This is a genomic window from Allobosea sp. 05T433, from assembly GCF_056396065.1.
In genome coordinates, this window is sequence record NZ_JBFTKS010000010.1 from 206,266 (window position 1) to 230,718 (window position 24,453).

At 64.9% G+C, this 24,453-nt stretch carries 24 protein-coding genes and 1 tRNA gene; 15 read left to right on the plus strand and 10 right to left on the minus strand.

The features are described from left to right. Positions 1 to 82: 82 nt before the first annotated feature. Positions 83 to 1,318 (minus strand): urate hydroxylase PuuD, encoded by a 1,236-nt coding sequence (locus tag AC1DGP_RS16420; protein WP_476769351.1) that lies wholly within the window; start codon positions 1,316 to 1,318, stop codon positions 83 to 85. Positions 1,319 to 1,489: 171 nt separating this feature from the next. Here AC1DGP_RS16420 and uraH point away from each other — a divergent pair, with 171 nt between their 5' ends. Both uraH and puuE read left to right on the plus strand, forming a co-directional pair. Continuing rightward, positions 1,490 to 1,846, plus strand: a complete 357-nt coding sequence (gene uraH, locus AC1DGP_RS16425) for a hydroxyisourate hydrolase (RefSeq protein ID WP_441491541.1) — start codon at positions 1,490 to 1,492, stop codon at positions 1,844 to 1,846. A gap of 128 nt (positions 1,847 to 1,974) precedes the next feature. Next, positions 1,975 to 3,399 (plus strand): allantoinase PuuE, encoded by a 1,425-nt coding sequence (gene puuE / locus AC1DGP_RS16430; protein ID WP_441506270.1) that lies wholly within the window; start codon positions 1,975 to 1,977, stop codon positions 3,397 to 3,399. A 6-nt stretch (positions 3,400 to 3,405) separates the two neighbouring features. Here the strand turns inward: puuE and AC1DGP_RS16435 are convergent, their stop codons facing one another. Next, a complete protein-coding gene (locus tag AC1DGP_RS16435; RefSeq protein ID WP_476769352.1) occupies positions 3,406 to 4,167 on the minus strand; it encodes an SDR family NAD(P)-dependent oxidoreductase in 762 nt (253 codons plus the stop codon). A gap of 162 nt (positions 4,168 to 4,329) precedes the next feature. Here AC1DGP_RS16435 and AC1DGP_RS16440 point away from each other — a divergent pair, with 162 nt between their 5' ends. Further along, on the plus strand, positions 4,330 to 4,467 hold the full coding sequence (locus AC1DGP_RS16440) for a hypothetical protein (protein WP_162768072.1): 138 nt from the start codon (positions 4,330 to 4,332) through the stop codon (positions 4,465 to 4,467). 18 nt (positions 4,468 to 4,485) lie between these two features. On the opposite strand, the gene AC1DGP_RS16445 is transcribed toward AC1DGP_RS16440, so the two are convergent. Together AC1DGP_RS16445 and AC1DGP_RS16450 are read right to left on the minus strand one after the other, a co-directional pair. After that, complete coding sequence (locus tag AC1DGP_RS16445) at positions 4,486 to 5,925, minus strand: SNF2-related protein (protein ID WP_476769353.1); 1,440 nt, start codon at positions 5,923 to 5,925, stop codon at positions 4,486 to 4,488. Beyond that, on the minus strand, positions 5,922 to 6,893 hold the full coding sequence (locus AC1DGP_RS16450) for a LysR family transcriptional regulator (protein ID WP_441506273.1): 972 nt from the start codon (positions 6,891 to 6,893) through the stop codon (positions 5,922 to 5,924). The genes AC1DGP_RS16445 and AC1DGP_RS16450 overlap by 4 nt, the downstream gene beginning before the upstream one ends. 169 nt (positions 6,894 to 7,062) lie before the next feature. Between AC1DGP_RS16450 and AC1DGP_RS16455 the strand changes: the two genes are divergently transcribed. From AC1DGP_RS16455 to AC1DGP_RS16480, 6 genes are all read left to right on the plus strand, one after another. Continuing rightward, positions 7,063 to 8,592 carry an ABC transporter substrate-binding protein gene (locus AC1DGP_RS16455; RefSeq protein ID WP_441506274.1) on the plus strand — a complete coding sequence of 510 codons (1,530 nt, stop codon included), beginning with the start codon at positions 7,063 to 7,065 and terminating at the stop codon, positions 8,590 to 8,592. A 179-nt stretch (positions 8,593 to 8,771) separates the two neighbouring features. After that, positions 8,772 to 9,689, plus strand: coding sequence for an ABC transporter permease (locus tag AC1DGP_RS16460; protein ID WP_441506275.1), 918 nt, complete (start codon positions 8,772 to 8,774; stop codon positions 9,687 to 9,689). 2 nt (positions 9,690 to 9,691) lie between these two features. Further along, on the plus strand, positions 9,692 to 10,588 hold the full coding sequence (locus AC1DGP_RS16465) for an ABC transporter permease (RefSeq protein ID WP_441506276.1): 897 nt from the start codon (positions 9,692 to 9,694) through the stop codon (positions 10,586 to 10,588). After that, positions 10,588 to 11,574 carry an ABC transporter ATP-binding protein gene (locus tag AC1DGP_RS16470; RefSeq protein ID WP_441506277.1) on the plus strand — a complete coding sequence of 329 codons (987 nt, stop codon included), beginning with the start codon at positions 10,588 to 10,590 and terminating at the stop codon, positions 11,572 to 11,574. The genes AC1DGP_RS16465 and AC1DGP_RS16470 overlap by 1 nt, the downstream gene beginning before the upstream one ends. Beyond that, positions 11,571 to 12,584 carry an ABC transporter ATP-binding protein gene (locus tag AC1DGP_RS16475; protein WP_441506278.1) on the plus strand — a complete coding sequence of 338 codons (1,014 nt, stop codon included), beginning with the start codon at positions 11,571 to 11,573 and terminating at the stop codon, positions 12,582 to 12,584. Before AC1DGP_RS16470 ends, AC1DGP_RS16475 begins: the two co-directional genes overlap by 4 nt. A gap of 17 nt (positions 12,585 to 12,601) precedes the next feature. Beyond that, a complete protein-coding gene (locus tag AC1DGP_RS16480) occupies positions 12,602 to 13,990 on the plus strand; it encodes a M20 family metallopeptidase (RefSeq protein ID WP_441506279.1) in 1,389 nt (462 codons plus the stop codon). A gap of 3 nt (positions 13,991 to 13,993) precedes the next feature. Here the strand turns inward: AC1DGP_RS16480 and AC1DGP_RS16485 are convergent, their stop codons facing one another. Then, positions 13,994 to 14,248 carry a hypothetical protein gene (locus tag AC1DGP_RS16485; RefSeq protein ID WP_441491552.1) on the minus strand — a complete coding sequence of 85 codons (255 nt, stop codon included), beginning with the start codon at positions 14,246 to 14,248 and terminating at the stop codon, positions 13,994 to 13,996. A gap of 147 nt (positions 14,249 to 14,395) precedes the next feature. Then, positions 14,396 to 14,908 carry an MgtC/SapB family protein gene (locus AC1DGP_RS16490; RefSeq protein ID WP_441506280.1) on the minus strand — a complete coding sequence of 171 codons (513 nt, stop codon included), beginning with the start codon at positions 14,906 to 14,908 and terminating at the stop codon, positions 14,396 to 14,398. A 237-nt stretch (positions 14,909 to 15,145) separates the two neighbouring features. Here AC1DGP_RS16490 and AC1DGP_RS16495 point away from each other — a divergent pair, with 237 nt between their 5' ends. Next, positions 15,146 to 15,823, plus strand: coding sequence for an HPP family protein (locus AC1DGP_RS16495; RefSeq protein WP_441506281.1), 678 nt, complete (start codon positions 15,146 to 15,148; stop codon positions 15,821 to 15,823). Between the two features lie 123 nt (positions 15,824 to 15,946). Next, the gene (locus AC1DGP_RS16500) at positions 15,947 to 16,912 is read left to right on the plus strand and encodes a 1-aminocyclopropane-1-carboxylate deaminase/D-cysteine desulfhydrase (RefSeq protein ID WP_441506282.1); all 966 of its coding nucleotides are present in this window, start codon (positions 15,947 to 15,949) and stop codon (positions 16,910 to 16,912) included. Positions 16,913 to 17,130: 218 nt separating this feature from the next. Here AC1DGP_RS16500 and AC1DGP_RS16505 read toward each other — a convergent pair. The 3 genes from AC1DGP_RS16505 to phhA all read right to left on the minus strand — a co-directional run bounded on the left by AC1DGP_RS16505 (position 17,131) and on the right by phhA (position 19,635). Further along, a tRNA-Lys gene (locus AC1DGP_RS16505) sits at positions 17,131 to 17,206 on the minus strand. 143 nt (positions 17,207 to 17,349) lie between these two features. Further along, positions 17,350 to 18,624 (minus strand): solute carrier family 23 protein, encoded by a 1,275-nt coding sequence (locus tag AC1DGP_RS16510; protein ID WP_441491556.1) that lies wholly within the window; start codon positions 18,622 to 18,624, stop codon positions 17,350 to 17,352. Positions 18,625 to 18,759: 135 nt separating this feature from the next. Then, entirely contained in the window at positions 18,760 to 19,635 is an 876-nt protein-coding gene (gene phhA, locus AC1DGP_RS16515) for a phenylalanine 4-monooxygenase (protein ID WP_441506283.1), read from the minus strand. A 119-nt stretch (positions 19,636 to 19,754) separates the two neighbouring features. Between phhA and AC1DGP_RS16520 the strand changes: the two genes are divergently transcribed. Together AC1DGP_RS16520 and AC1DGP_RS16525 are read left to right on the plus strand one after the other, a co-directional pair. Continuing rightward, positions 19,755 to 20,240, plus strand: a complete 486-nt coding sequence (locus AC1DGP_RS16520; protein ID WP_476832319.1) for an Lrp/AsnC family transcriptional regulator — start codon at positions 19,755 to 19,757, stop codon at positions 20,238 to 20,240. Between the two features lie 96 nt (positions 20,241 to 20,336). Continuing rightward, positions 20,337 to 21,161 (plus strand): class I SAM-dependent methyltransferase, encoded by an 825-nt coding sequence (locus AC1DGP_RS16525; protein WP_441506285.1) that lies wholly within the window; start codon positions 20,337 to 20,339, stop codon positions 21,159 to 21,161. A gap of 105 nt (positions 21,162 to 21,266) precedes the next feature. On the opposite strand, the gene AC1DGP_RS16530 is transcribed toward AC1DGP_RS16525, so the two are convergent. Next, entirely contained in the window at positions 21,267 to 22,832 is a 1,566-nt protein-coding gene (locus AC1DGP_RS16530; protein ID WP_069879891.1) for a 2-isopropylmalate synthase, read from the minus strand. A gap of 420 nt (positions 22,833 to 23,252) precedes the next feature. Between AC1DGP_RS16530 and AC1DGP_RS16535 the strand changes: the two genes are divergently transcribed. Both AC1DGP_RS16535 and AC1DGP_RS16540 read left to right on the plus strand, forming a co-directional pair. Continuing rightward, positions 23,253 to 23,894 (plus strand): YoaK family protein, encoded by a 642-nt coding sequence (locus AC1DGP_RS16535; protein ID WP_441491560.1) that lies wholly within the window; start codon positions 23,253 to 23,255, stop codon positions 23,892 to 23,894. A 78-nt stretch (positions 23,895 to 23,972) separates the two neighbouring features. Continuing rightward, a complete protein-coding gene (locus tag AC1DGP_RS16540) occupies positions 23,973 to 24,308 on the plus strand; it encodes a hypothetical protein (RefSeq protein WP_441491561.1) in 336 nt (111 codons plus the stop codon). Positions 24,309 to 24,453: the final 145 nt, after the last annotated feature.

Below are 24,453 nucleotides of genomic sequence, written 5' to 3' on the forward strand. Positions count from 1 at the left end.
CCACGTGAACCGAAACTGAATGGGTTCACATTTTCGTGCGCCGGTCGAAAACAGGCTGAACGCTTTCGAAAGCCCGGAAGCCTCAGCGCTGCGCGGCGAGCCAGGCTCCGAGTGTGCGCCGCTCTGCATCCGTCATGCCGGTCAGGTTATTGGGCGGCATGGCATGGGTCATCACCGCCTGTGTCCGGATCGCGCGGGCCTGAACGGCGATCCGCTCCGGCTCATGCAGCCAGATTCCCTTGGGCGCAATCTGGATGCCGGGCCAGGATGGCTCCGGCGCGTGGCACATGGCACAGCGCCCGGTCACGATGTTGGCCACCTCGGCGGGCGGCAGGTTCATTCCCGCCAGAAGTGCCGGCCTGGCCGGTTCGATAGCCTTCAGGCCGAGCCGTTCGCGCCCGCCTGGTGACGATGCCATCGCCAACCAGAAGGCAAGCCAGAGCGCAACCAGTGCAACGGCCCAGGTCCACCATGGCGATTTCGCATGGTCGGCATGGCGGACATTGTAAAAATGCCGGATCAGCGCGCCGGCGATGATGATCAGCGCCACCAGGGCCGGAATGATCGCCGAATTCGCATAGGTGACGGGGTAATGGTTCGACAGCATCAGGAACAGCACCGGCAGGGTGATGTAATTGTTGTGCGTCGAGCGTTGCTTGGCCTGCTTGCCGAGTCTCGGATCGGGCTTCGCCCCGGCCGTCAATGCGGCGATGACCTTCCGCTGGTTCGGCATGATGATGAAGAAGACATTGGCGGTCATGATCGTCGCCATCAGCGCACCGGTATGGATCAGCGCGCCACGCCCGGAGAAGACCTGGCTGAAGGCGTAGGATGCGGCAATGACATAGCCGAAGCCGAGCAGGCCGAGCACGACCTCGTTCTTGCCCAGCGGGGACTTGCAGAGCCAGTCATAGAACAGCCAGCCCAGGGCCAGCGCGGCGATGCCGATCGCGCCCGCAGCGAAGGGCGATAGCGCCATGACCGCCGGGTCGATCAGATAGAGTTCCGACTGAGCGTAATAGACCCAGACCAGCAGGAAGAAGCCCGAGATCCAGGTCCAGTAGCTCTGCCATTTATGCCAGGTCAGCTCCTCCGGCATGCGCGGCGGGGCGACCAGATATTTGCGCATCTCGTAGAAACCGCCGCCATGCACCTGCCAGGCACGTCCTCCCTCACCTGCCGGGATATCGGCCTCGGGCCGCAGGGACGCGTCGAGATGGATGAAGAAGAAGGACGCGCCGATCCAGGCGATCGCCGTGATCACATGCAGCCAGCGCAGCAGCATGCCCCCCCATTCCAGCAGATAGGCGTCAAGCATGGGAAAGCCCCACTCCCCGAGGGCGCGCAATTGATTGACAGGGCCGAATCCGGGATGGAACCTTCATGATGCGTCCAGACTAGGGTTGGCCTTTTTCCGAACGCAAGCTTCGCCACGAGCAGCACACAGCATCAGCGGCTCGGCCGGCGCATTTTCAAGGGATTGGATGGGATGGGACGCCTCTCGACGCATGTGCTCGACACGGTCAATGGCAGGCCCGCAGCAGGTCTGACGCTCGCACTCGATCGCCTGACGCCCGATGGCAAGCGCGAGCGCATCATCGAGACCACGACCAATGCCGATGGACGCACCGACCAGCCTTTGCTCACCGGAGAGGCCGTCCTGCCCGGCACCTATGAACTGACCTTTGCGCTCGGTGCCTATTTTCGTTCACTCGGCACAACCATGCCGGAGCCGGCTTTCCTCGATGTCGTGCCGATCCGCTTTGGCATCGCTGACGCCGAAGGCCACTACCATGTCCCACTCCTGGCCTCGCCCTGGAGCTACTCGACCTACCGCGGCAGTTAAGGCATCGGCCCGAAAACCGGATTGCGGCTTTCGGTAAAGCCGATGCAACACAGAAGGCCAGACATCGCCGCCCGGCCTCAATCCTGGCGCCTCCCGCCAAATCAAGATCACCCTCGCGAGCATCAGCCATGAGCGACCAGACCTACCCCCGCGACCTCGTCGGCTATGGCCGCAATGCCCCGCATCCGCATTGGCCGGGCAATGCCCGCATCGCCGTGCAGTTCGTGATCAATTACGAGGAAGGCGGCGAGAACTGCATTCTGCATGGCGATGCGGCCTCGGAGGCCTTTCTCTCCGAGATCGTCGGAGCCGCGCCCTGGCCCGGCCAGCGCCACATGAACATGGAGTCGATCTACGAATACGGCTCGCGTGCCGGCTACTGGCGGCTTTGGCGCATGTTCACCGAACGCCACCTGCCGGTGACGGTGTTCGCCGTTGCGAGTGCGCTCGCGCGCTATCCCGAGATCGTCACATCGATGAAGGAGGCCGGCTGGGAAATCGCCACCCATGGGCTGAAATGGATCGACTATCGCAGCCTCCCCGCCGAGCAGGAGCGCGCCGATATCGATGAGGCGATTCGTGTCCAGCGCGCACTCACCGGCGAAAGACCGCTCGGCTTCTACCAGGGGCGTTCATCCGAGAACACGACGCCGCTGATGATGGAGGAAGGCGGCTTTCTCTACACCGCCGACGCCTACGCTGACGAACTGCCCTACTGGATCACCGGACCGAAGGGCCCGCAGCTCACGGTCCCCTATACGCTCGACGCCAACGACATGCGCTTCGCCACGCCGCAGGGCTTCAACACCGGCGAGCAATTCTTCACCTATCTCAAGGATTCCTTCGACACCCTCTACGCGGAGGGCGACGAGGCGCCGAAGATGATGTCGATCGGGCTGCATTGCCGGCTGGTCGGCCGTCCGGGCCGCGCCGCGGCGCTGGCCCGTTTCCTCGATTATGTCCGCAGCCATGACCGCGTCTGGGTCGCGACCCGGCTCGATATCGCCCGCCACTGGATCAGGCAGCATCCGCCGGCCGGGGGTTACCAGCCATCAAAGCTCCCGAAAGCCCTTTTCGCCGAGGTGTTCGGCCGGGTCTGGGAGCACTCGCCCTGGGTAGCCGAAACCAGCTATGACGCCGGTCTCTCGGCCCGCGAGGACAGCGCGGAAGGCCTGCACAGGGCAATGGCGAAGGCGATGCGCTCCGGTTCGCGCGACCAGCAGCGCGCGCTTCTCCTCGCCCATCCCGATCTTGCCGGGAAGCTCGCCGCCGCCAAGGAACTGACTCCGGAGTCGACGATCGAACAGGCCTCGGCCGGCCTCGACCGGCTGACCAGCGACGAGCGCGCACGCTTCACTGCGTTGAACGAAGCCTACAAGACCCGCTTCGGCATCCCCTTCATCATCGCAGTCAAGGGGCTCACCAAGAATGAGATCGTCGCTGCCTTCGAGGAGCGCCTGAAGAGCACCCCGGAGCAGGAATTCCTGACCGCGCTCGTCCAGGTGGAGAAGATCGCGCTGCTCAGGCTGCGGGATCTGTTGCCGGCGGGCTGAACTGCTCTACAGCCCGCTGACCAGATGGCCGCCATCGACGGCAACGACCGAGCCGGTCATGAAGCGGGCGGCGTCTGAGCATAGCAGCAGGAATGGGCCGTCGAGATCGGTGAGATCGGCGGCGCGGCGCATCGGGATGCGCTTGATCAGCGCCTTGCCCTCGTCGGTCTCGAAGAAGGCGCGATTGAGATCGGTGACGACATAGCCCGGCGCCAGCGCGTTCACCCTGATCTTGTGGCGCGCCCATTCCAGCGCCAGCGCCCTGGTCATCTGCACCAGTCCCGCCTTCGAAATCGCATAGGGCGCAACGCTGAGCGCCACGCGCTCGCCGAGGATCGAGGCGATATTGACGATGGCGCCGCCGCTTTCCTGCTGGGCCATCAAACGCGCGGCCGCCTGTGCGGCGAAGAAACAGCCCTTCAGATTGATGTCGAGATGCGCATCCCATTGCGCCTCGCTCAGGCTCAGCGCGCGCTCGGGATCGGCAACGCCGGCATTGTTGACCAGCAGATCGAGGCCGCCCATTGCAGCCTGCGCCTCCGGGATGCCGGTCTCGATCGCCGCGACCGATCCGATGTCGAGCGCGAGCGGCATCACCTTGCCCGGCAATCCGGCGCAGGAACGAGCCAGCTCGGACAACCGGTCGAGGCGGCGCGCAGCAGCAACGACATGCGCACCCCGCGCCGCGAGAAGCCGGGTGAAATACTCACCGAGCCCTGAAGACGCACCGGTCACCAGCACGCGCTTGCCCTGCAGATCCTCGAACATGCCGCTTCCTCACCACTCCTCGATGCAACGCGAAGGGACACCGCCACAGTGCAGGGGTCAACCTGCCGATAGATGGCCCCTGGCGGCGGCGAACCGTGCTGCGCTGCGGAACAGGCCGGTCTCGCCTGCGTTCTGAACAAGGGTTCGGCCAGGAGGGATCACATGTTCCGGATTCTATTGATCATCGCCGTGATCGCCATCGGCTTTGACGCTGTCGTTCATCAGGGCGCCTATACCCGCGAGATATGGCTGGGCCTTGTCGGCCTGACCAACTCCCTGCTGGGCAGCATCAAACAGTGACACCTGGTTGCCGTGCATTCAGGCCGCGGCTCGCTCCTCGACGAGGGACGCGATCGCATCCAGCATCTGCGTGTCGTCCCCGGCCATTCCGTCCATCGCCGCCATGCGGATGATGACGGTGGCCGCAACCGTCTCCTCCACCGTATCCTCGGCATAGGCATAAAAGATCGTGGCGTGCTGACCGTCGCGATGGCAGCGGCCCTCGATCTGCTGCAGCTGGATCGCGCTGTGTCGCATGTCGTGGACGACCAGCGACCGCTCGCGCTCGCCGCCGGCCATCTCGCCTCGATGCAGGGAGATCGACTCCGTCACCGTAAAGACGACGACGTCGAGCGCCCCGGTCTGGAAGGCAAGCCGCGTCTCTTCATTGGCCTGCCCGGAATGCTCGCCATTGATCTCGCCGACCTTCCAGCCGCGCCCGCGCAGCATCTCCGTCAGCATCGCGCTGGTCTCGAGAAAGGCGACGGAGATCGCGACCTGTTCGTCATTGCCGAGCAGGTCTTCGACGAAATCGGCGGTGCCAGGAATACGCAGCAGGCTCGCCTTCTGGCGGAACCTGAGATCGGCCGCCCAGCCGGCCGGCTTGCGTGTCGAACCACCGGCCAGGCCGAGCTCCCGCCGGAACTCGCGCCATGTCGCGTCGTAGAGCCGCCGTGCCGACGCATCCAACGCGATCGGCGCCAGCTCACGCTGCACCTCAGGCCAGCCGGCGATCTCTTCCGGCCGCCGGCGCAATCCGATTGCGTTCTCGCCCCGGTACAGCAGATCCGACATGAGCTTCCGGTCCGCCTCGTTCGACTCCCAGCTCCAGTTCTTCCAGCGCCCCTTGGCCCGGCCAATCTTCAGGCGCTTCATCAGGGCGCGAAAACCGTCGAGATCGGCGCTCGGAGCACCGGCGGCCTGGGCCAGCAGCGATCCGAGATAGGAGAGTTCGTGCGGGGATTGGCCCGCCGTCGCGCTCATATAAATCGCGAAGCGGGCCGCCGCGGCCATCTGGCGACAGACCAGTCCCTGCTGCGAGTTCGGATTGCGGATGCGATGCGCCTCGTCGATCACCACGATCGGCCAGACCCGCTTCGGCGTCCCGAGCTTCGCGAGCTCGTTGTTCTTTGCCCGCGTCGAGCGCTTCTTGCTGTCGGTGGGGGCTGCGAGCAATGACTTCGTCCGCTCGAAATTCATCAGCGTGATCTTCTTCGGCGGCAGGCCGGAATGCGCGATGGTGCGCCGCCATTGTGGGATCGCGCCCTTGGGGCAGATCACCAGCACCTCGTCCTCCTGCATCGCGGCAACGGCGAGCCAGGCCGAAAGCGTCTTGCCGAGTCCCGTCAGATCGCCGAGCAGGAAGCCCGGCTTTCCAGCCGCCCGCGCGGCAAGGATCGCATCGCGCGCGACAAGCTGGTGCGGGTGCGGGATCATGATCTCCAACGGCGCCACGCCTCTTCCGGTCGGCTTCGTCATGCTCCCTCGGCTCCTCTCGCTTTGGCAGGCATGGCCGCCTGCCCGGTGCGCGGCGTCGCCGCCGCAGCCACGGCGTCGGCGGCCTGCAGTTCCGCGATCAACATGGTGATGAAATTTGTCACCAGCCGCGGCAGCACGCGGCCCGACATGGTCTGCACTTGCAGACTGCGCGGCGGCAACTCGCCATCCCTGAGCGGCAGCGCGACCACCGAGCCATCGCGGACCGAGGCGCCGAAGGAGATGCTGCTGGCGAACATCACGGCACCGCCGAGCTTACAGAGATGTCTGAGGCTCGCGACATTGGTCGTGACCAGAACCGGGTCGACGGTCAGGCCCCGCGCCGAGAAGTAGATATCGACGATCCTGCGCACCGTCGCCTCGCCATCGAGCACCCCGATCGGATGGGCGAAAATGTCCTCGATATGGATCGGCGTCTTGGTCGCCAGCGGATGGTGCGGCGCAACGAAGGCATAGGTCTGGGCCGCACATTGCCAGTTGATCGTGACCCCGCGCTCCGGCTGCAGCACGAAGGTCAGGCCGATATCGATCGAACCGGTGCGAATATGCTCGGTCACGACCTGCGGCGAGATGACCTTGAGATCGAAAGCAACATTGGGGTGGCGCCTCCGGAAGTTGTAAATGACTTCGGGGATGAAGCTGACGGCAAAGCCCTCGGTGACACCGAGGCGGATCAGGCCCTTGCTCGCGCTGCGCAACTCTCGGATTTCGTTGACGATCTGCTCGCTCTCGAGCTCCAGGCGCTGGGCATAGGCGGCAAGCGTCTGGCCGGCCTGGGTCAGGATCATGCCGTGTGAGCGCCGCTCGAACAGGCCGGCGCCGAGTTCCTTTTCCAGATTGGCGATCTGTCGGCTGACGGCCGAGCCGGCAACGCGCAGCCGCTGCGCCGCAGCGCTGACGGACCCTGTTCGCGCCACTGCCAGGAAATATCGCAACGCCGGAGTTTGCATGATCGGGCTTTAGCGATGCTTTGCCGGTTCGGCAACGATCCCTTCTATTCATTCTTATGGCGGCAAGCGCTTTCCTTAGGCAGATTTCAAACTGCATGCAGAGCGACGGATGACCGTTGCCGCACGTGGCTACACCAAGACGAGCGATAACGCTGCGAGGGGAAGAAGTATGAGATTTGTCACGAAGGCCATCGCGTTGGCCCTGGCTTCGACGGCTCTGGCCGCAGCGGGAGCGGCCACGCCGGCATTCGCCCAAAAGGCCGCCAATACCGTCCGCTTCGCCTATGATCAGGCACCTGAGAACGTCGACCCCTTCTTCAACAACGTCCGCATCGGCGTGATCATCGGCGCCAATGTCTGGGATACGCTGGTCTATCGCGACCCGGTCACCAACGAGTACAAGGGCCAACTCGCCAAGAGCTGGAAGCAGATCGACGACAAGACCATCGAGTTCGAGCTCCGCGAAGGCGTGAAGTTCCACAACGGCGAGGAATTCGACGCCGATGACGTGGTCTACACCCTGAATTTCGTCGCCAAGCCCGAAAGCAAGGTCGTCACCCAGGGCAACGTCAACTGGATCGAGAAGGCCGAGAAGCTCGACAAGTACAAGGTCCGCCTGACCACCAAGGAGATCTTCCCGGCTGCGATCGAGTATCTTGCCGGTCCAGTCGTGATCCATCCGAACGAGTATTACGAGAAGGTCGGCCCCAAGGGGCAGAACGAGAAGCCGGTCGGCTCGGGCCCCTACAAGGTCACGAACTACGTCCCCGGCAAGTCGATCACCCTTGAGACCAACAAGGACTACTTCAAGGATTCGCCCAAGGCGCAGGCCAAGGTCGGCAAGATCGAAATCCGCTTCATCCCCGACCGCCAGACCCAGATGGCCGAGATGCTGTCGGGCGGTGGCGACCTGATCATGCACGTGCCCAAGGATCAGGCCGACCAGCTCAAGACCGTGCCGATGCTGCAGGTCGTCTCCGGCGAGACGATGCGCATCGTCTTCATGCAGATGAACATCCTCGAGAACACGCCCTCCCCGGCGCTCAAGGATGAGCGCGTCCGCAAGGCGATCATCCACGCCATCGATCGCGAGGCGATGGTCAAGAACATCGTTGGCGACGGCTCGCGCGTCATCAATACGATCTGCTTCCCCTCGCAGTTCGGCTGCACGGACGAGGGCGCCGCGCGCTACCCCTACGACCCTGCCAAGGCCAAGGCGCTGCTCGCCGAGGCTGGCGTCAAGGACCTCACGCTCGACATCGTCGCCTATCGCGAACGCAATCAGACCGAGGCGCTGATCGGCTATCTCCAGGCCGTCGGCATCAAGACCAACCTGCGCTTCCTGCAATACGCCGCCATGCGCGAGCTGATCGCCACCAACAAGGCGATGCTGACGCACCAGACCTGGGGCTCGTTCTCGGTCAACGACGTCTCGGCCAACACACCGAACTATTTCGCCTTCCGCAGCGAGGACATCACCCGTGATCCGCAGGTCCGCGACCTGCTGAACAAGGGCAACAACTCGGTCGCGCCGGAGGTCCGCAGGGAGGCCTATAAGGAGGCGCTGAAGATCATCGCCGACAAGGCCTATGCCGCGCCGCTCTATTCGCTGCCGGTCTATTACGTCGCGAACAAGGACCTGATCTTCAAGGCCTATCCGGACGAGCTCGTCCGCTTCTGGGAAATGAGCTGGAAGTAGCACGCTCTCCGCTCAGATCGAGCCAAGCGTCTTCCCGGATCGGTGCTGACCGCGCCGATCCGGAATCCATGCCTGAGCGTCTCGGAACAGGGATTCAGATGTGGATCCCCGCTTTCCGGCGCGCTCAGGCCGGGATGACCAGGGATTCCGTTCCCCATGAACATCATTGGAAGCACCACGTGTTAGGCTTCATTCTCAAACGGCTGGGTCTGGCGCTGCTTGTCGCGCTCGCCGTCTCGGCCATCGCCTTCTTCCTGTTGCGCCTGTCGGGCGATGTCGCGGTCGCGATCGCCGGCGAAGGTGCGCAGCAGGCCGATATCGACCTGATCCGTGAGACCTACGGCCTGAACCGGCCGATCCTCGTGCAGTATCTCGACTGGCTCTGGCGGACACTCTCCGGCGATCTCGGCACGTCGATCTATTTCAAGACGGACGTCGCCTCGCTGGTGATGGCCAAGCTCCCGGTAACGCTGATCCTAGGCCTGACATCGCTCGCCTTCGCGCTGCTGATCTCGATTCCGCTCGGCGTGCTCGCGGCGATCTACGCCAATAGCTGGATCGATCGCGTTGCGCTGGCGATCGCCGTCGTCGGCCAGGCGATGCCGAACTTCTTCTTCGCGCTGATCCTGGTGATGCTGTTCTCGATCACCCTGCGCTGGCTGCCGGTTTCCGGCTCCGATAGCTGGCTGCACTACGTCATGCCGACCGTGGCGCTCGGCTATTACGCCGCGCCTGCCTTCATGCGGTTGATCCGCGCCGGCATGATCGAAGTACTCTCCGCCGACTACATCCGCACCGCCCGTGCCAAAGGGCTGCCACCCGGCAAGGTCGTGTTCAAGCACGCGCTGCGCAACGCGGTCGTCCCCGTGGTGGCGCTCGCCGCCGTCCAGCTCGGCTTCCTGCTCGGCGGCTCGGTGGTGATCGAAACGATCTTCGCGCTCGATGGGCTCGGCTACCTCGCCTATCAGAGCATTACCTACAAGGATTTCCCGGTCATGCAGGTCGTCGTCCTGCTGCTCTCGGTCGTCTACGTCCTGCTTACGCTCGCGGCCGATATCGCCAATGCCTGGCTCGACCCGCGCATCAGGGTGGCTTGATCATGAGCGAAACCGCACTCTCCGCTCCCGACGCTCCCGAGCTTTCCGAAGCCCGCAAGCTGCTGCGCCGCATGCTCGGCCAGAAGGCCTTCGTCTTCGGCGTCGGCCTGCTGCTGCTCTTCATCACAATCGCGCTGCTCGCGCCGGTTCTGGCGCCACATGATCCCTATCTGCAGAACCTGACGGCCCGCAATGTGCCGCCGTTCTGGTACGAGAAGGGCAATTGGGCCCACCCGCTCGGAACCGATCCGCTCGGGCGCGACTATCTCTCACGCCTGCTCTACGGCGCCCGGATCTCGCTGCTGATCGGCATAAGCGTCGTCGTCATCTCGGGCCTGATCGGCACGACGATGGGCCTGCTCGCCGGTTATTTCGGTGGCCGCATCGACATGCTGATGACGTTCCTGGTGACGACGCGCCTGTCGATGCCGGTGATCCTGGTCGCGCTTGCGGTCGTCGCCATCGTCGGCTCCTCGCTCTGGATCGTCATCCTGGTGCTCGGCCTGCTGAAATGGGACCGGTTCGCGGTCGTCATGCGCAGCGCAACCCAGCAGGTCCGCTCGCTCGACTATGTCGCCGCCGCCCAGGCCGCCGGCGCCTCGACCACGCGCATCATCCTCGGCGAGGTGCTGCCCAACATCGCTCCGCATCTCATCGTCGTCGCCACGCTGGAAGCGGCGAGCGCCATCCTGCTCGAGGCGGCGCTCTCCTTCCTCGGGCTCGGCGTGCAGCCGCCCCTGCCCTCATGGGGGCTGATGATCTCCGAAGCCAAGGCCTACATGTTCTTCTCGTTCTGGCTCATCGCCCTGCCCGGCACGGCGCTCGCCGTGCTCATCTTCGCGATCAACCTCGCCGGTGACGGCCTGCGCGACGTGATCTCGCCGGAGGGTCGCACCTGATGCAGGCCGCCGACAACACCGTGATTCTGGATGTCGACGGTCTCACCGTCGACATCGCCACCCCGCGCGGCCCGCTCCATGCGGTCCGCGACCTCTCCTTCAAGGTCGAGCGTGGCAAGACACTCTGCCTCGTCGGCGAGTCCGGCTGCGGCAAGTCGATGACCTCGCTTGCGATCATGGACCTGCTGCCGAAGGCTGCGAAACGCAGCGCCCGCAAGCTCGGCTTTGCCGGCGAAGACCTCGCCAGGGCTGGTGCCAAGCGCATCAACAGCCTGCGTGGCAACCGCATGGCGATGATCTTCCAGGAACCGATGACGGCCCTCAATCCGGCCTACACCATCGGCGACCAGATGACCGAGGCCTATCGCCTGCACAAGAAGGCGAGCGAGACGGAGGCACGCGAGCGCGCGACCCATCTGCTCGACAAGGTCGGCATCGCCAATGCCGCCCAGCGTCTCGGCCAGTATCCGCACCAGCTCTCGGGCGGCCTGCGCCAGCGCGTGATGATCGCCATGGCGCTGATGTGCGGCCCCGAACTGCTGATCGCCGACGAACCGACCACGGCGCTCGACGTCACCATCCAGGCGCAGATCCTGAGACTGCTTGCCGACCTCCAGCAGGAGCTCGGGATCGCCATGGTGCTGATCACGCACGACCTCGGCATCGTCGCGCGCATCGCCGACTGGGTCGGCGTGATGTATGCCGGGCAGATCGTCGAGGAAGGCCCGACGGAAGCGATCTTCCGCCAGCCGCGCCACCCCTACACCCAGGGACTGATCGACTGCATTCCTGTCCCCGGACGCACGGAGCCGGGCGGCAAGCTCGGCGTCATTCCCGGTGTCGTTCCCTCGCTCATCGGCGAGATCAAGGGCTGCAGCTTCCGCGATCGCTGTCAGCACGCTGAAGCGGCATGTGCGCAAACCCCACCCTTGCGCCACCGGCCTGACGGCCAGAGTTGGCGCTGCATCCTGGAGGACGCGGCATGAGCGGCGCTCTCTCGCCTCCCAACCTCGCGCAACCCGAGATCCTGCTCGAGGCCCGCGAGCTGACCCGTTCCTTCTCGGTCAGCCAGGGCCTGTTCAAGGGCAAGCGCACGCTGCACGCGGTCAACGGCGTATCGCTGGCGATCGCCAAGGGTGAGGTGCTCGGCATCGTCGGCGAGTCCGGCTGCGGCAAGTCCACGCTGGCGCGCATGCTGCTCGGCCTGTTGCCGCCTTCGAGCGGCGAGATCGCGCTCTCCGGCGAGAATGTCGGCAAGCTCGGGCGGCTCGGCATGGCCAGGCGGGTGCAGCCGGTTTTCCAGGACCCCTATTCCTCGCTCAACCCGCGCCGGACGATTGCCTCGATCGTCGCGCTGCCGCTCGCGGTGCAGGGCCTTGGCACAGCGGCCGAGCGGCGCAAGCGCGCCATCGACATCCTCGAGAAGGTCGGCCTTCCCAGGCGCTTCGCGGACCGGTATCCGCGCGAGCTCTCGGGCGGCCAGCGCCAGCGCGTCGCCATCGCACGTGCGCTGATCCTAAACCCCGAGATGGTGGTCTGCGACGAGCCGACTTCGGCGCTCGACGTCTCCGTGCAGTCGCAGATCCTCAACCTGCTCAACGACCTGCGTAGCGAGCTTGGCCTGACCTATGTCTTCATCAGCCATAATCTCGTGGTGGTGGAGCATATCGCGACCCGTGTCGCCGTGATGTATCTCGGCCGGGTCGTCGAGCTGACCGATACCGCGACCCTCTTCAAGGCGCCGCGCCATCCCTACACCAAGGCGCTGCTCGCCTCGGTGCTGACGCCGGAGCCGGGCAAGGGCATCCCGGAAACCGGCCTCGGCCTCGCCTTTCCCGACCCGCTCAACCCGCCGCCCGGCTGCCCCTTCCATCCGCGCTGCCCGGCGAAGATGGCGCAATGCGCGACGGTGACGCCAAAGCTGCGCCAGGACGAGAGCGGGCTGGTCGCCTGCCATCTCTACGAATCCGCCGCCTCAGGCGCGACTGCATCCTGACATCCAAGGAGACGACCATGACCCGCGCCAAGGCGATTGCGCATGCATATGACTATTTCGACAGCGGCAAGTTCAAGAGCGACCTTACGCGCCTCGTAGCGATGCCGACCGAGAGCCAGAACCCCGAGCGTGCTCCGGTTCTGAGCGAGTATCTCGAGAGGGAAATGCAGCCGCTGCTGGAATCGCTCGGCTTCACCTGCAGGACGCTGAACCATCCGCGCGCCAAGGGCCCGTTCCTTTTCGCCGAGCGTATCGAGGACCCGAGCCTGCCGACGATCTTCGGCTATGGCCATGGCGACGTGATCCGCGGCCTCGACAAGCAGTGGAGCGAGGGCCTCTCTCCCTGGACACTGACCGAGCGCGGCGACCGTTGGTATGGCCGTGGCGTCGTCGACAACAAGGGTCAGCACGTCATCAACATCAACGCCCTGCGTGCCGTCCTCGAAACGCGCGGCAAGCTCGGCTTCAACGCCAAATATCTGATCGAGATGGGCGAGGAATGCGGTTCGCCCGGCCTGCGCGAGCTCTGCACCGAGCAGAAGGAGCTGTTCAAATCCGATGTGCTGATCGGCTCGGACGGGCCGCGCCTCAATGCCGAGCGCCCGACGGTCTTCCTCGGCTCGCGCGGCGGGGTCACCTTCGATCTCACCATCACTGCCCGCGAAGGCGGCCACCATTCCGGCAACTGGGGTGGCATCCTCTCCGATCCCGCCATCCAGCTGGCCCATGTCATCGCTTCGATCGCCTCCCCGACCGGCCAGATCCGCATCCATGAGTGGGTGCCGAAAGAGTTGCCCGAGCCGGTGCGCAAGGCACTCGCCGATTGCGAGGTCGATGGCGGCCCGGACGGCCCGACGATCGATCCGGAATGGGGCGAGCCCGGCCTGTCGCCCGCCGAGCAGGTGTTCGGCTGGTGCTCCTTCGACGTGCTGGCGATGAAGTCCGGCGTGCCGGAAACCCCCGTGAACGCCGTGCCCCCGAGCGCCTGGGCCCGCTGCCAGCTCCGCTTCGTGGTCGGCATCGACCCGCAGGAGGTGCTGCCGGCGCTGCGTCGTCACCTCAAGCGCCACGGCTTCGGCATGGTCGAGGTCACGCTCGCTCGTGACGAGATCTTCAACGCGACCCGCCTCGATCCCGAGGATGCATGGGTGCATTGGGCGCTCGCTTCGATCGCCAGGACCACAGAGAAGAAGCCCGCGCTGCTGCCCAATCTCGGCGGCTCGCTGCCGAACGACATCTTCTCGGAGATCCTGGGCCTGCGCACCATCTGGGTGCCGCATTCCTATCCCGGCTGCTCCCAGCATGCTCCCGACGAGCACCTGCCCGTCGCCATCGCGCGCGAGGGACTCGGCATGATGGCGGGCCTCTACTGGGATCTCGGCGAGGGCAACACGCCGGCACTCTGAGGCCTATTCGACAGGCTTACGCGGCCCCCTGTCGGGCGGCAGATCGAACGGTGTCGCCGGAGGCCTCTCCGGCGGCACATTCGGTGGCAGCTCCGGCGGCGGATCGCGCGGGACGCCGACCGGCTCTTCCTCTGGCGGCGATTCGACCGGCGGCGCCGGCGGGACTTCTGCCGGCGTCAGAGGCGGGGCCTCGGGCGGCGGAAATGGCGGCTGCGGCACGCCCGGTGAGTTGAGCCGATCGGTGGTCGTCGCGGACATCACGAACTCCTTGTTCGGTCATCAACGCGTCGAAGCCGCGAAGGTTCGCGGCCAGCCCACCAAACGCCCCGGCATTCCGAAAGCGCCGCTCGATGGCGGCGGCATCAGTGTCATCGTACGGAGGAGCGCGGAGGAACGGCCCGCCGGTCAGGGCCCCGAAGAATCTCCGGACTCGGTCCCTGCCTTGGATCGAGAGCCATCTCCCTCCGAGAATTGATCGTCGTTCGGCGGTCGTCCCTGCGCCCAACGCTCGATCGAATGGTCGATGGCGAGCAGGGCGAGCGCGATGGCCGTGCCGGTAAGCGCCACACGCCAGTGACCAAGCCCGGCCGCAGAACCGAGCGCCGCTGTCACCCAGACGGCCGCTGCTGTCGTCAGCCCATGCGGCATGCGGTCATTCTCGCGCCGAATGATGACGCCCGCCCCCAGGAAGCCGATGCCGGTCAGGACGCCTTGCACGACGCGGCTCGCGGCGTCGGGATGGGGCGCCCCGTAGAGCTCACCGCTGAAGATGGCCGCTGCGGCCGCCGCGCCAACACCGACAAGGCCGAAGGTGCGAATTCCTGCGCTCTTGTGCCTCAGCGTCCGCTGCCAACCCACAGCGATGCCGGCAAGCGCACCGCAGAGCAGTTTCAGGACAATGTCGAGTTCGGTCAGCATGCGAAGCGAATCCCGACGCCACGGCGAAGCCTCATTTCCCTACCCGGCAGCGGAACTGATCAACAGTGCAGGAAGAACCGGGCAAGACTTCTGGCGCCTGGGTCTCGCCCCGCTGCATCCAGCTCCCCGCCGCCAAATTAACGTACAATAACGTGAATTATAGCAATTTCCGTTGATCTGTGCGCAATGCTCATATTACAAGCAGCGCTCCCGACCGATCGGACCAGTGCGGGCAGCGTGAAACTCTTCAGTCCCATTCTCGCCGGCGCCACGATCTCGGAACGTCTGATCGCCTGTGCGGGCGCGTTCGTCGCCATTGCGTTGACCGCCGCAGCCGGCCTGCTCTTCCCGGCCCCTTCTCCCTTGGTTGTTGCGCCGATTGGGGCTTCCGCGGTCCTGATCTTCGCCGTTCCGACAAGCCCTCTTGCCCAGCCCTGGCCCGTCATTGGTGGCAACGTCATCTCCGCCTGCGTCGGCCTTTGCGTTGCCTGGGCGGTTCCTGACGTCACCCTCGCCGCGGCGCTCGCGGTGGCGCTTGCGATCGCCGTCATGTCGGTCACGCGGTCGCTTCATCCTCCCGGCGGCGCGGTTGCCCTGACTGCCGCACTTGGTGGCTCGGCTGTCGCCAAATGGGGCTCTCTGTTCCCGCTGATCCCCGTCGGGTTGAACTCGCTGGCCTTGGTTGCGCTCGGGGTGGCATTCCATGCCCTCTCGCGCCGCTCCTATCCCCATCGTGCAGCACGAACCGAGCTGAACAAACTCCCGACGGGCTCAGCTCCGCCCTTCATCGCGGCGGATATCGACGAAGCTCTGGCGCAAATGGGCGAGACCTTTGACATCGCGCGCGATGATCTGGACCGGTTGCTGCAATATGCGGAGGCAAATGCGGCACGCCGACAAGCCCGGACGTCCTGAACGTCAGCATCGAGCGCTGGATTGCACCGCCGCCGGGCTTGTCTATTGCTATAGGGCGCTTCGCTTGTCTCGCCATGCTCGGCGTCGCGGCGGCGCCCCTGCATTCTGGATCTGGACCACGTCATGCTGAGCGCGTTTCCGCGGATCGATCTCGTCGGCGGCCCAACGGCGCTTGAGCCGATGCGCCGCATCGGCCGTGTGACCGGGCATCCGCAGCTTTGGATCAAGCGCGACGATTGCATGCCGCTGGCCTTCGGCGGCAACAAGGTGCGCAGCCTCGAATTCTGGATCGGAGAAGCGCTCGCACGGAAGAGCGACATGTTGGTGGTGGCCGGCGGCCTGCCCTCCAACCAATGCCGGCTGGCCGCGGCGGCGGCGGCAAAAATCGGCATCGACATGCTCGTCCTCTATGCCGGCGACCCATCGGCTCCTCTGCGCGGCAACGCCCTGCTGACGAAGCGACTGGGGGCCGACATCCAGATGCTCGGCCCCGTTGGCGAGGAGGAGCGTGGGCGGCTGGCGTGGCAGACAATCGCCGAACTCGTGGCAGCGGGACGACGGCCCTATCTGATTGGCGATCCGGTTCTGGGGGCGTTGGGCTATGTCCGGGCGGCGCAGGAGTTATCCGAACAGGCCCAGGCGCTGAGTCTCGATCTCCGGCACATCGTACTTCCCGGCTCGATGGGCGTGACGGAAGCGGGAATGATCTTCGGAGCGGCCGTCCTCGGACTGCCGTGGACCTTCCATCTGGTCAGCGTCGAATACGACGCTTGTACCCTTCGGCGCCGTCTCGACGCTATCCTGCGCGACCTTGCTGGGCTTGTTGGCCGAGCCCTGCCATCAGGGTGTCTCGACCGCGTCCGCATCGACCTCGGACAACTCGGCGAGGGATATGGCACCCCCACGCCGGCATCGGTTCAGGCGGCAGCTCTCTTTGCCCGGCATGAGGCGCTGATCCTTGAACAGACCTACGTGGCCAAAACCTTCGCCGGGCTTCTGAAGCTGGCGGAAGACCGCATCATTTCGCCCGATGACGCGGCCTGCATCCTGCACACCGGCGGCACGCCGGCGATTTTCGAACAGGGCTGATCCGCGCACACGCCTTCGTTCAAACGGGGCGCTCGTCCGGCTGTGCGGAGCGCTGGAATCTGGCCGAAGTTGCCGCTGCTACGCTGGGTCGAAGATTTGGCCGGCTCGGCACGAATGCATACCGGAACATGCAGCACGAGCCGCAAAACAACCATGCCGGTCCCGGGCAAGGCCGGTCCCCAGGCGGGGCTAAATATCTGAACTTCAAGGAAGGTTCGTGGTGGGTGATGTAGGGCTCGAACCTACGACCCGCTGATTAAGAGTCAGCTGCTCTACCAACTGAGCTAATCACCCATACGCCACGAAGACGTTGCCTTTCTGCCGGCCGGAACCGCGTCAGGCAGGGGGCGTGTAACAAACGCCCCCTGCCCTGTCCACCCCGTTTGAGCAGAAAAATGCACTCCGGCTAAATGCCTGTGTGCAACTGCGAGAAATCCTCACGCAGTGCGGCGATTGAGCAGGTGGTAAAGTGCGATCGCACCGAAGGTAGCGGTGCCGATTCCGCCGAGTTCGAAGCCGAAAATCGGCAGTTTGAGATCGCCGGCGCCGAGGATCAGCGCGGTCGCAACCGTGATGAGGTTCTTCGGCGCAGAAAAATCGACCTTGTTCTCGACCCAGATCCGGCCCGCAGTCGCAGCGATCAGGCCGAAGACGACGACAGCGAGACCGCCCAGCACTGCGACCGGGATCGTGCCGATCACCGCGCCGAATTTGGGCGAGAAGCCGAGCACCAGTGCGATCACGCCCGCAGCGACGAAGACCAGGGTMGAATAGACCCGCGTCACCGCCATCACGCCCATGTTTTCGGCATAGGTCGTGACGCCCGTGCCGCCGCCCGACCCGGCGATGATGGTCCCCAACCCGTCGGCCATGAAGCCGCGCCCGATCAGCGGATCGAGGTTACGGCCGGTCATCACGGCAATGCCCTTGATATGCCCGAGATTCTCCGCGACCAGGATGATCGCGACCGGAGCGATCAGCGCCATCGCCTTGAAATCGAAGACCGGTGCGACGAAATTCGGCAAGCCGAACCAGGATGCTGCGGCGATCTTCCCGAAATCGATTGTCGGAGCGCCGAAAGATGAGGCCGTCGCAGCATAGACCACATAGGCCGTGAGGCCGCCGATCAACACCGGCAGCCGCTGCGCCAGCCCGCGCCCGTAAACCGCCACCAGCGCGACCGCGACGACGGTGAACAACGCGATCCATTTCGTATAGGGGCTCGCCGAGATCATGTTCATCGCGACCGCGGTCAGGTTGAGACCGATCGCGGCGACAACCGCGCCGGTGACCACGGGCGGCAGCAGTTTCTCGATCCAGTTGGTGCCGACGGCCTGCACGATCAGGCCGATGGCGAAATAGACCGCGCCGCAGGCGATGATGCCGCCAAGCGCCACCCCGATATTCGCGTTGGGGCCAGCCCCGGCATAGCCCGTCGCAGCGATCACCACGCCGATGAAGGCAAAGGAGGAACCGAGATAGCTCGGCAGCTGCCCCCTGGTGATCACGAAGAAGAGCAGCGTCGCGATGCCCGAGAAGAAGATCGCGACATTGGGGTCAAACCCCATCAGCAGCGGTGCCAGCACTGTCGAGCCAAACATGGCAACGACGTGCTGCAACCCCGCGACGATCGTCTGCCCGGTCGGCAGCCGCTCATCCGGCATCACCGCGCCGGTTGTTTTCAATGTCCATTTCGGAAAATAGCCAGCCATGCCTCACGCTCCCCAGCCAAGCCGCGACCATGCTCGCGTCACGAACGGACATAGAAGGCAAGCGCGCTGCCGCCGCCAAGACGGCGGCAGCGAAATCGCTGTGATTTCAGGGGAAAACCGGTTCTCCCCGGCAGCTCAGGAGGCGATCTGCGTTTGCCGATGGTGGCTCTGATCACCACGCTGGAAAAGACGATCCGCCGGCAGCGCCATTTCCGGATCGATATCGGCCCCGGCCCGCGCCTGGGACAAGGTCATCGCCAGCGATGTTTCATCAAGCGCCGGCATGGCGTCGAAGCCGGGCATCACGAAATAGCTCTGCTGGTAATCGTCGATGCGGTAGAGCGTACGCATCACGCGGACCGCATCGAAGGCGATGCGGTTGGGTGATGTGCTCTCGAGCGCGAAGATCGTCTCCCCCGGCGAGGAGGCGATGCCGGCACCGAAAATGCGCAGGCCGGACTTGGTCTCGATCAGCCCGAACTCGACGCTGTACCAGTAGAGCCGCGCCAGCCGCGCAAGATCGGCGGCATCATGCAGTCGCAATCCCGCCTCGCCATAGGCCGCGACGAAATCGGCATAGGCCCGGTTCATCAGCAGCGGCACATGGCCGAAGATGTCATGGAAGATGTCCGGCTCCTCGATGTAGTCGAACTCCTCTGGCCGCCTGATCCAGAAGCCCGCTGGGAAGCGGCGTGCCGCCAGATGCGTGAAGAAGACCCGGTCCGGCACCAGCCCCGGCACGGCCACCACCGTCCAGCCGGTCGCCGCTTCGAGCACGCGGTTCAGGTCGCGAAAATCGGGAATGCCATCGGCAGCGATGCCAAGCGCAGTGAGCCCCTCGAAATATTCGTCGCAGACGCAACCGCGGAGCAACTCGGCCTGGCGTCGATGCAGCCGCGACCAGGTTTCATGATCAGCCCGCGAATAGGCGTCGAAACGTTGATCGACGACGAAATCCTCTGGTATTTCATGCGGCTTCAAGCCGGAGCGGGAGAACGGATCGGTCGACATGGCGCACCTCCCTTGCATGCACTGAGCATGCGCGGAGCCGACGGTCATGTCCTGACCATTTCTTGTTCTTCGACACGTCTGTTGGCAGGATATGACCCGAGGAAATGGATTGAGGTCCGATGATGCCCCACCATCCTGCAAACCCGTCTCGGCTCGACGAGACCGATCGGCGGATCCTGCGCGCCCTGCAGCGTAATGGCCGGATCACCAACGCAGCGCTGTCCGAAGAGATCGGCATGGCGGCCTCGCCCTGCCTGCGCAGGCTCAAGGCGCTGGAGGAGGACGGCATCATTACTGGCTACCGCGCGGAACTGGACCGGCGCGCACTCGGCCACGGCGTCGAAGCCTATGCCTTCGTCAAGCTCTCGCAATCCGACCCGGACTGGCGGACAAGGCTGGTCGAGAAGCTCAAATCCTTCGAGGAAGTGATCTCCTGTCAGGCCATGACCGGCGAATGCGACCTGCTCGTTCATATCGTCGCGGACGATATCGAGGCCTATGGCGAATTCGCGATGCAGCGCCTGCTGACGCTGCCCGGCGTCGCGGACATGCGCTCCTCCTTCGTGCTGGCGACGATCAAAGCGGACGAGGGCTGGCCGGTGTGAGGGCGAGCGGACGTTTCGCTCCGATCGTGCTATTCTCAGGTACGATGCGCGCCGCGCGACCGCGGCCAAGCGGAGTGTAATGGGGAGGCCCGTTTGATGGCCGCATCCAGTGCCTTCGGGAATCTCGAGCAGACGGGCTGGGGCTCGGCGACGGTCGCGCTCGCCTATCATCGCAATCTGGGCGAAGTGACATCGGGTTGCATCCCCGAGTTGATCCGCGCCGCCGACCTGAATGCGGGCGATAGGGTTCTCGATGTCGCCTGCGGTGTCGGCTATGTGGCGGCCGCCGCGCGTGATCATGGCGCAGATGCCATCGGCCTGGACTTTTCCGCAGTCCAGATTCGGCTGGCACAGCAGACCTATCCAGATATCCGCTTTGTGGAGGGGGATGCCGAGGCCCTCCCTTTTGCCGATGGTGAGTTCGATGCCGTCCTCAACGCCTTCGGATTGCCCCACCTGCCCGATCCGGACAAGGCACTGGCCGAGGCCTGCCGCACTCTCAAACCCGCCGGGCGCTTTGCCTACGCCTCGTGGAGCGACGCGACGAAGTGCATCGCTTTCTCGATGGTCTATGACGCGATCCACGCTCATGGCTCACTGGACGTGGGGCTGCCTCCCGGCCCCAACTTCTTCAGCTATGGCGAACCGGGCTTCGCCGCCCAGTTGCTCGCCCGAGCCGGTTTCGTGAATATATCGACCATGGAAGTCCCGCTGGTCTGGCGCGTTTCATCTCCCGACGCGATCATCGACGCCATTTCATCCGGCACGGTCCGCGCCGCAGCTGTCCTGCGCCTGCAGCGTCCGGAGAACCTGGCCAGGATCAAGGAATATCTGCGCGAACGGGTTTCCGCATACGAGCGCAACGGCATCTATGCCGTGCCGTCGCCGGCCCTGGTCGCCAGAGGTAGCAAGCCCGGCTGACGCAGCATCACCGGTCTCGTTGCAAACCGCCGGAACATCACTTTACCGCAAGCCCCCGGGACGAACTCATCGTCTCGCCCGGGGCCCGCAGTTGAAGGGTGGCAGCTACTCCGCAGCCGCCTGCGCATGCACGCGCGCACCGCGCGCGATCAGCTTGTTGAGCGCCGAGAGATAGGCCTTGGCCGAAGCGACCAGAGTGTCGGGGTCGGCGCCGCGGCCAGTGACCGACGCACCGCCCTCGGAGAGCCTGACAGAAACCTCGGCCTGGGCATCGGTGCCCTCCGTCACGGCATGGACGTCGTAGAGCTCCAGATGGGCCTCGTGCGGCACGATCGCCTTGATCGCCTTGAAGACCGCATCGATCGGCCCGTTGCCTTCGGCTTCCTCGGCGACGACGCGCCCTTCGACATCCAGCTTCATCATGGCCCGCTGCGGGCCACGCGTGCCGGCGATCACCGTCAGCGAGACCAGCTTCACGCGGTCATGCGCGGTTGCGATGTTCTCGTCGACCAGCGCTTCGATATCCTCGTCATAGACGTGCTTCTTGCGATCGGCCAAGGCCTTGAACCGGGTGAAGGCGTCCTCCAGCTGGTTGTCGCCGAGATCGTAGCCCATGTCCTTCAGCTTGGAGCGGAAGGCGGCGCGCCCCGAATGCTTGCCCATCACCAGTGAGGTCTTGGTCACGCCGACCGAGGCGGGCGTCATGATCTCATAGGTCTGCTGGTGCTTCAGCATGCCGTCCTGGTGAATGCCGCTTTCATGGGCGAAAGCGTTCCGACCGACGATCGCCTTGTTGTACTGCACCGGGAAGGAACAGGCGGTGGAAACCGCCTTCGACGCACGCATCAGCATGGCCGACTCGATGCCGGTATCGTAGGGCAGGACGTCGCCACGGACCCGCAGGGCCATCACCACCTCTTCCAGCGCCGCGTTGCCCGCGCGCTCGCCGATGCCGTTGATCGTGCATTCGACCTGCCGCGCGCCGCCCTCGATGCCGGCCAGCGAGTTGGCGACAGCCAGGCCGAGATCGTTATGACAGTGCACCGAGAAGATCGCCTTGTCGGCATTCGGCACGCGCTCGCGGATCGAGCTGAACATGGTGCGATACTCGTCCGGCGTCGCGTAGCCGACGGTATCGGGCAGGTTGATCGTCGTCGCCCCCGCCTTGATCGCCGTCTCGACCGCCCGGCAGAGATACTCGATCGGCGTGCGCGTCGCATCCATCGCCGACCACTCGACATCCTCGACCAGGTTGCGCGCCTGGGCGACGGTCCTGGTGATGATCTCCAGAACCTCATCCTCGGTCTTGCGCATCTGATGCTGCAGATGGATCGGAGAGGTCGAGACGAAGGTGTGGATGCGCGGCTTCACCGCGTGGCGGACGGCTTCCCCTGCCCGAGCGATATCGGCGCTGATGGCGCGCGCCAGCCCGGCAACGGTCGCACGCTTGATCCGCTTGGCGATTTCCGAGACGGCCTCGAAATCGCCATCGGACGCGATCGGGAATCCGGCCTCGATGATGTCGACGCCCATGGCGTCCAGCACATCCGCGACCTCCAGCTTCTCCTCGAAGGTCATGGTCGCGCCGGGGCATTGTTCACCGTCACGCAGAGTGGTGTCGAAGATCAGCACCCGGTCCTTGGAGGATGCAGTCTGGGAAGCGTTGGTCATGGTCGTGATCCTGATTGGGTCGCGCCGCGGTCGTTGGGATGGGCGCGTTAGGTCTGGAAGGCGGTTCTCGTCACTCCCCTGAGCGCCCAGGCATGCATGCCCGGCCGGCCCTCAGGGGCGGCTAAGGAGAAGAAGCTGACCAAGGCCAAGCGGAGCGCGCATGCCGACCGTCCGCGCAGCGGCGCGGCTCAGGATCCAGGCATGGGTGGCAGATGCGGCCACGGGCGTTCCTCGTTCGACTGGACACGATGTAACCGAAAGCACCCGCGGTGCGCAAGCATGTGACGCATGCGAAGTTTGCAACGTCGTCCCGGCCGGAGTCTCGCTATCCTGACCGGGCCGCAACTGCTGGCGCGGCATGCATTGTCCGCTCCCCGCGAATCGCATTCGATCGCCGGGCAGGCTGGGGAGAGATATCCGATGATGCGCTACGACCGCCGCACGATCGGTCTTGCGGTCGGGCTGACCTGTCTTGCAGGCTATGTCGATGCGCTCGGCTTCATCAGCCTTGGCGGTTTCTTCGTGTCCTTCATGACCGGGAATACGACGCGGCTCGGGATCGAACTCGCCAACGGCCATCTCGGCGGTATCGCGCTGGCAGGCGGTATCATCATGCTCTTCGTCGGCGGCGTGGTGCTCGGCTCGCTCGTCGGACATTTTGCCCGGACGAGGCGGCATACCGCCGTGCTGGCAGCTCTGACGATCTGTCTCTTCATCGCTGCGCTGTCCGACAGGCTGGGAGAGGCCGGCATCAGCATCGCCATGCTCGCCGTCGCCATGGGCATGGAAAACTCCGTCTTCCAGCGCGACGGCGAGGTCACGATCGGCCTGACCTACATGACCGGCACGCTGGTAAAGATGGGGCAACGCATCGCCGGGGCCCTGCTTGGCGGCTCCCGCCTCGCCTGGCTGCGCCATTTCACGCTCTGGCTTGGGCTGCTGAGCGGAGCGGTTGCCGGCGCTCTTGCGCATCACATGATCGGACTCGACGCAATCTGGCTGGCCGCCGCTTTCTCGGGGTTCCTGACACTGGCTGCCTCCCGCCTCCTACTGACGGACTGACCTGCGAGCGGAGGCGATTGGAACCGCGCGGGGAATCGGTCATTGTCCCGGCCGTTCGCCAGCCGGAGCCTGCATGCGATGCGCGCCACTTCGTTCTTGATCCCCGCCCTCGCCGGCTTCCTTCTCGCCGCCTGCCAGACAGCAGGACCACCGCCCGCCCCGGCTCCGGAGCAGGCAGCACCGGGCGTGACGCCCAGCACCTTCCGCATGCCGAGCGGATCGGGCTGCTCGGGCGAGGTCGAACGTTTCCAGGCGGTGATGGATAACGACCTCGCGACCGGCCACACCACCAAGGGCGTGCACAGCCGCGTCAGTGCCGAGATTGCCAATGCCCGCACGAGTTGCGCCGCGGGCAATGACGCTAGGGCGATCTCCCAGGTGCGCGCCACCAAGTCACGGTTCGGTTATCCGTAAGGCTTCTGTAATGGGCCTTTGATCGTCAAGTCCCTCTGAACGATATCTCGTCGCCAGGATCATGCTTCTGTCCGTGGTCAGTACGAAGACCGCCACACCATGCCATCAGATCCAGAGCCGACAGGTCAATCTAGGGGTGCGTGAT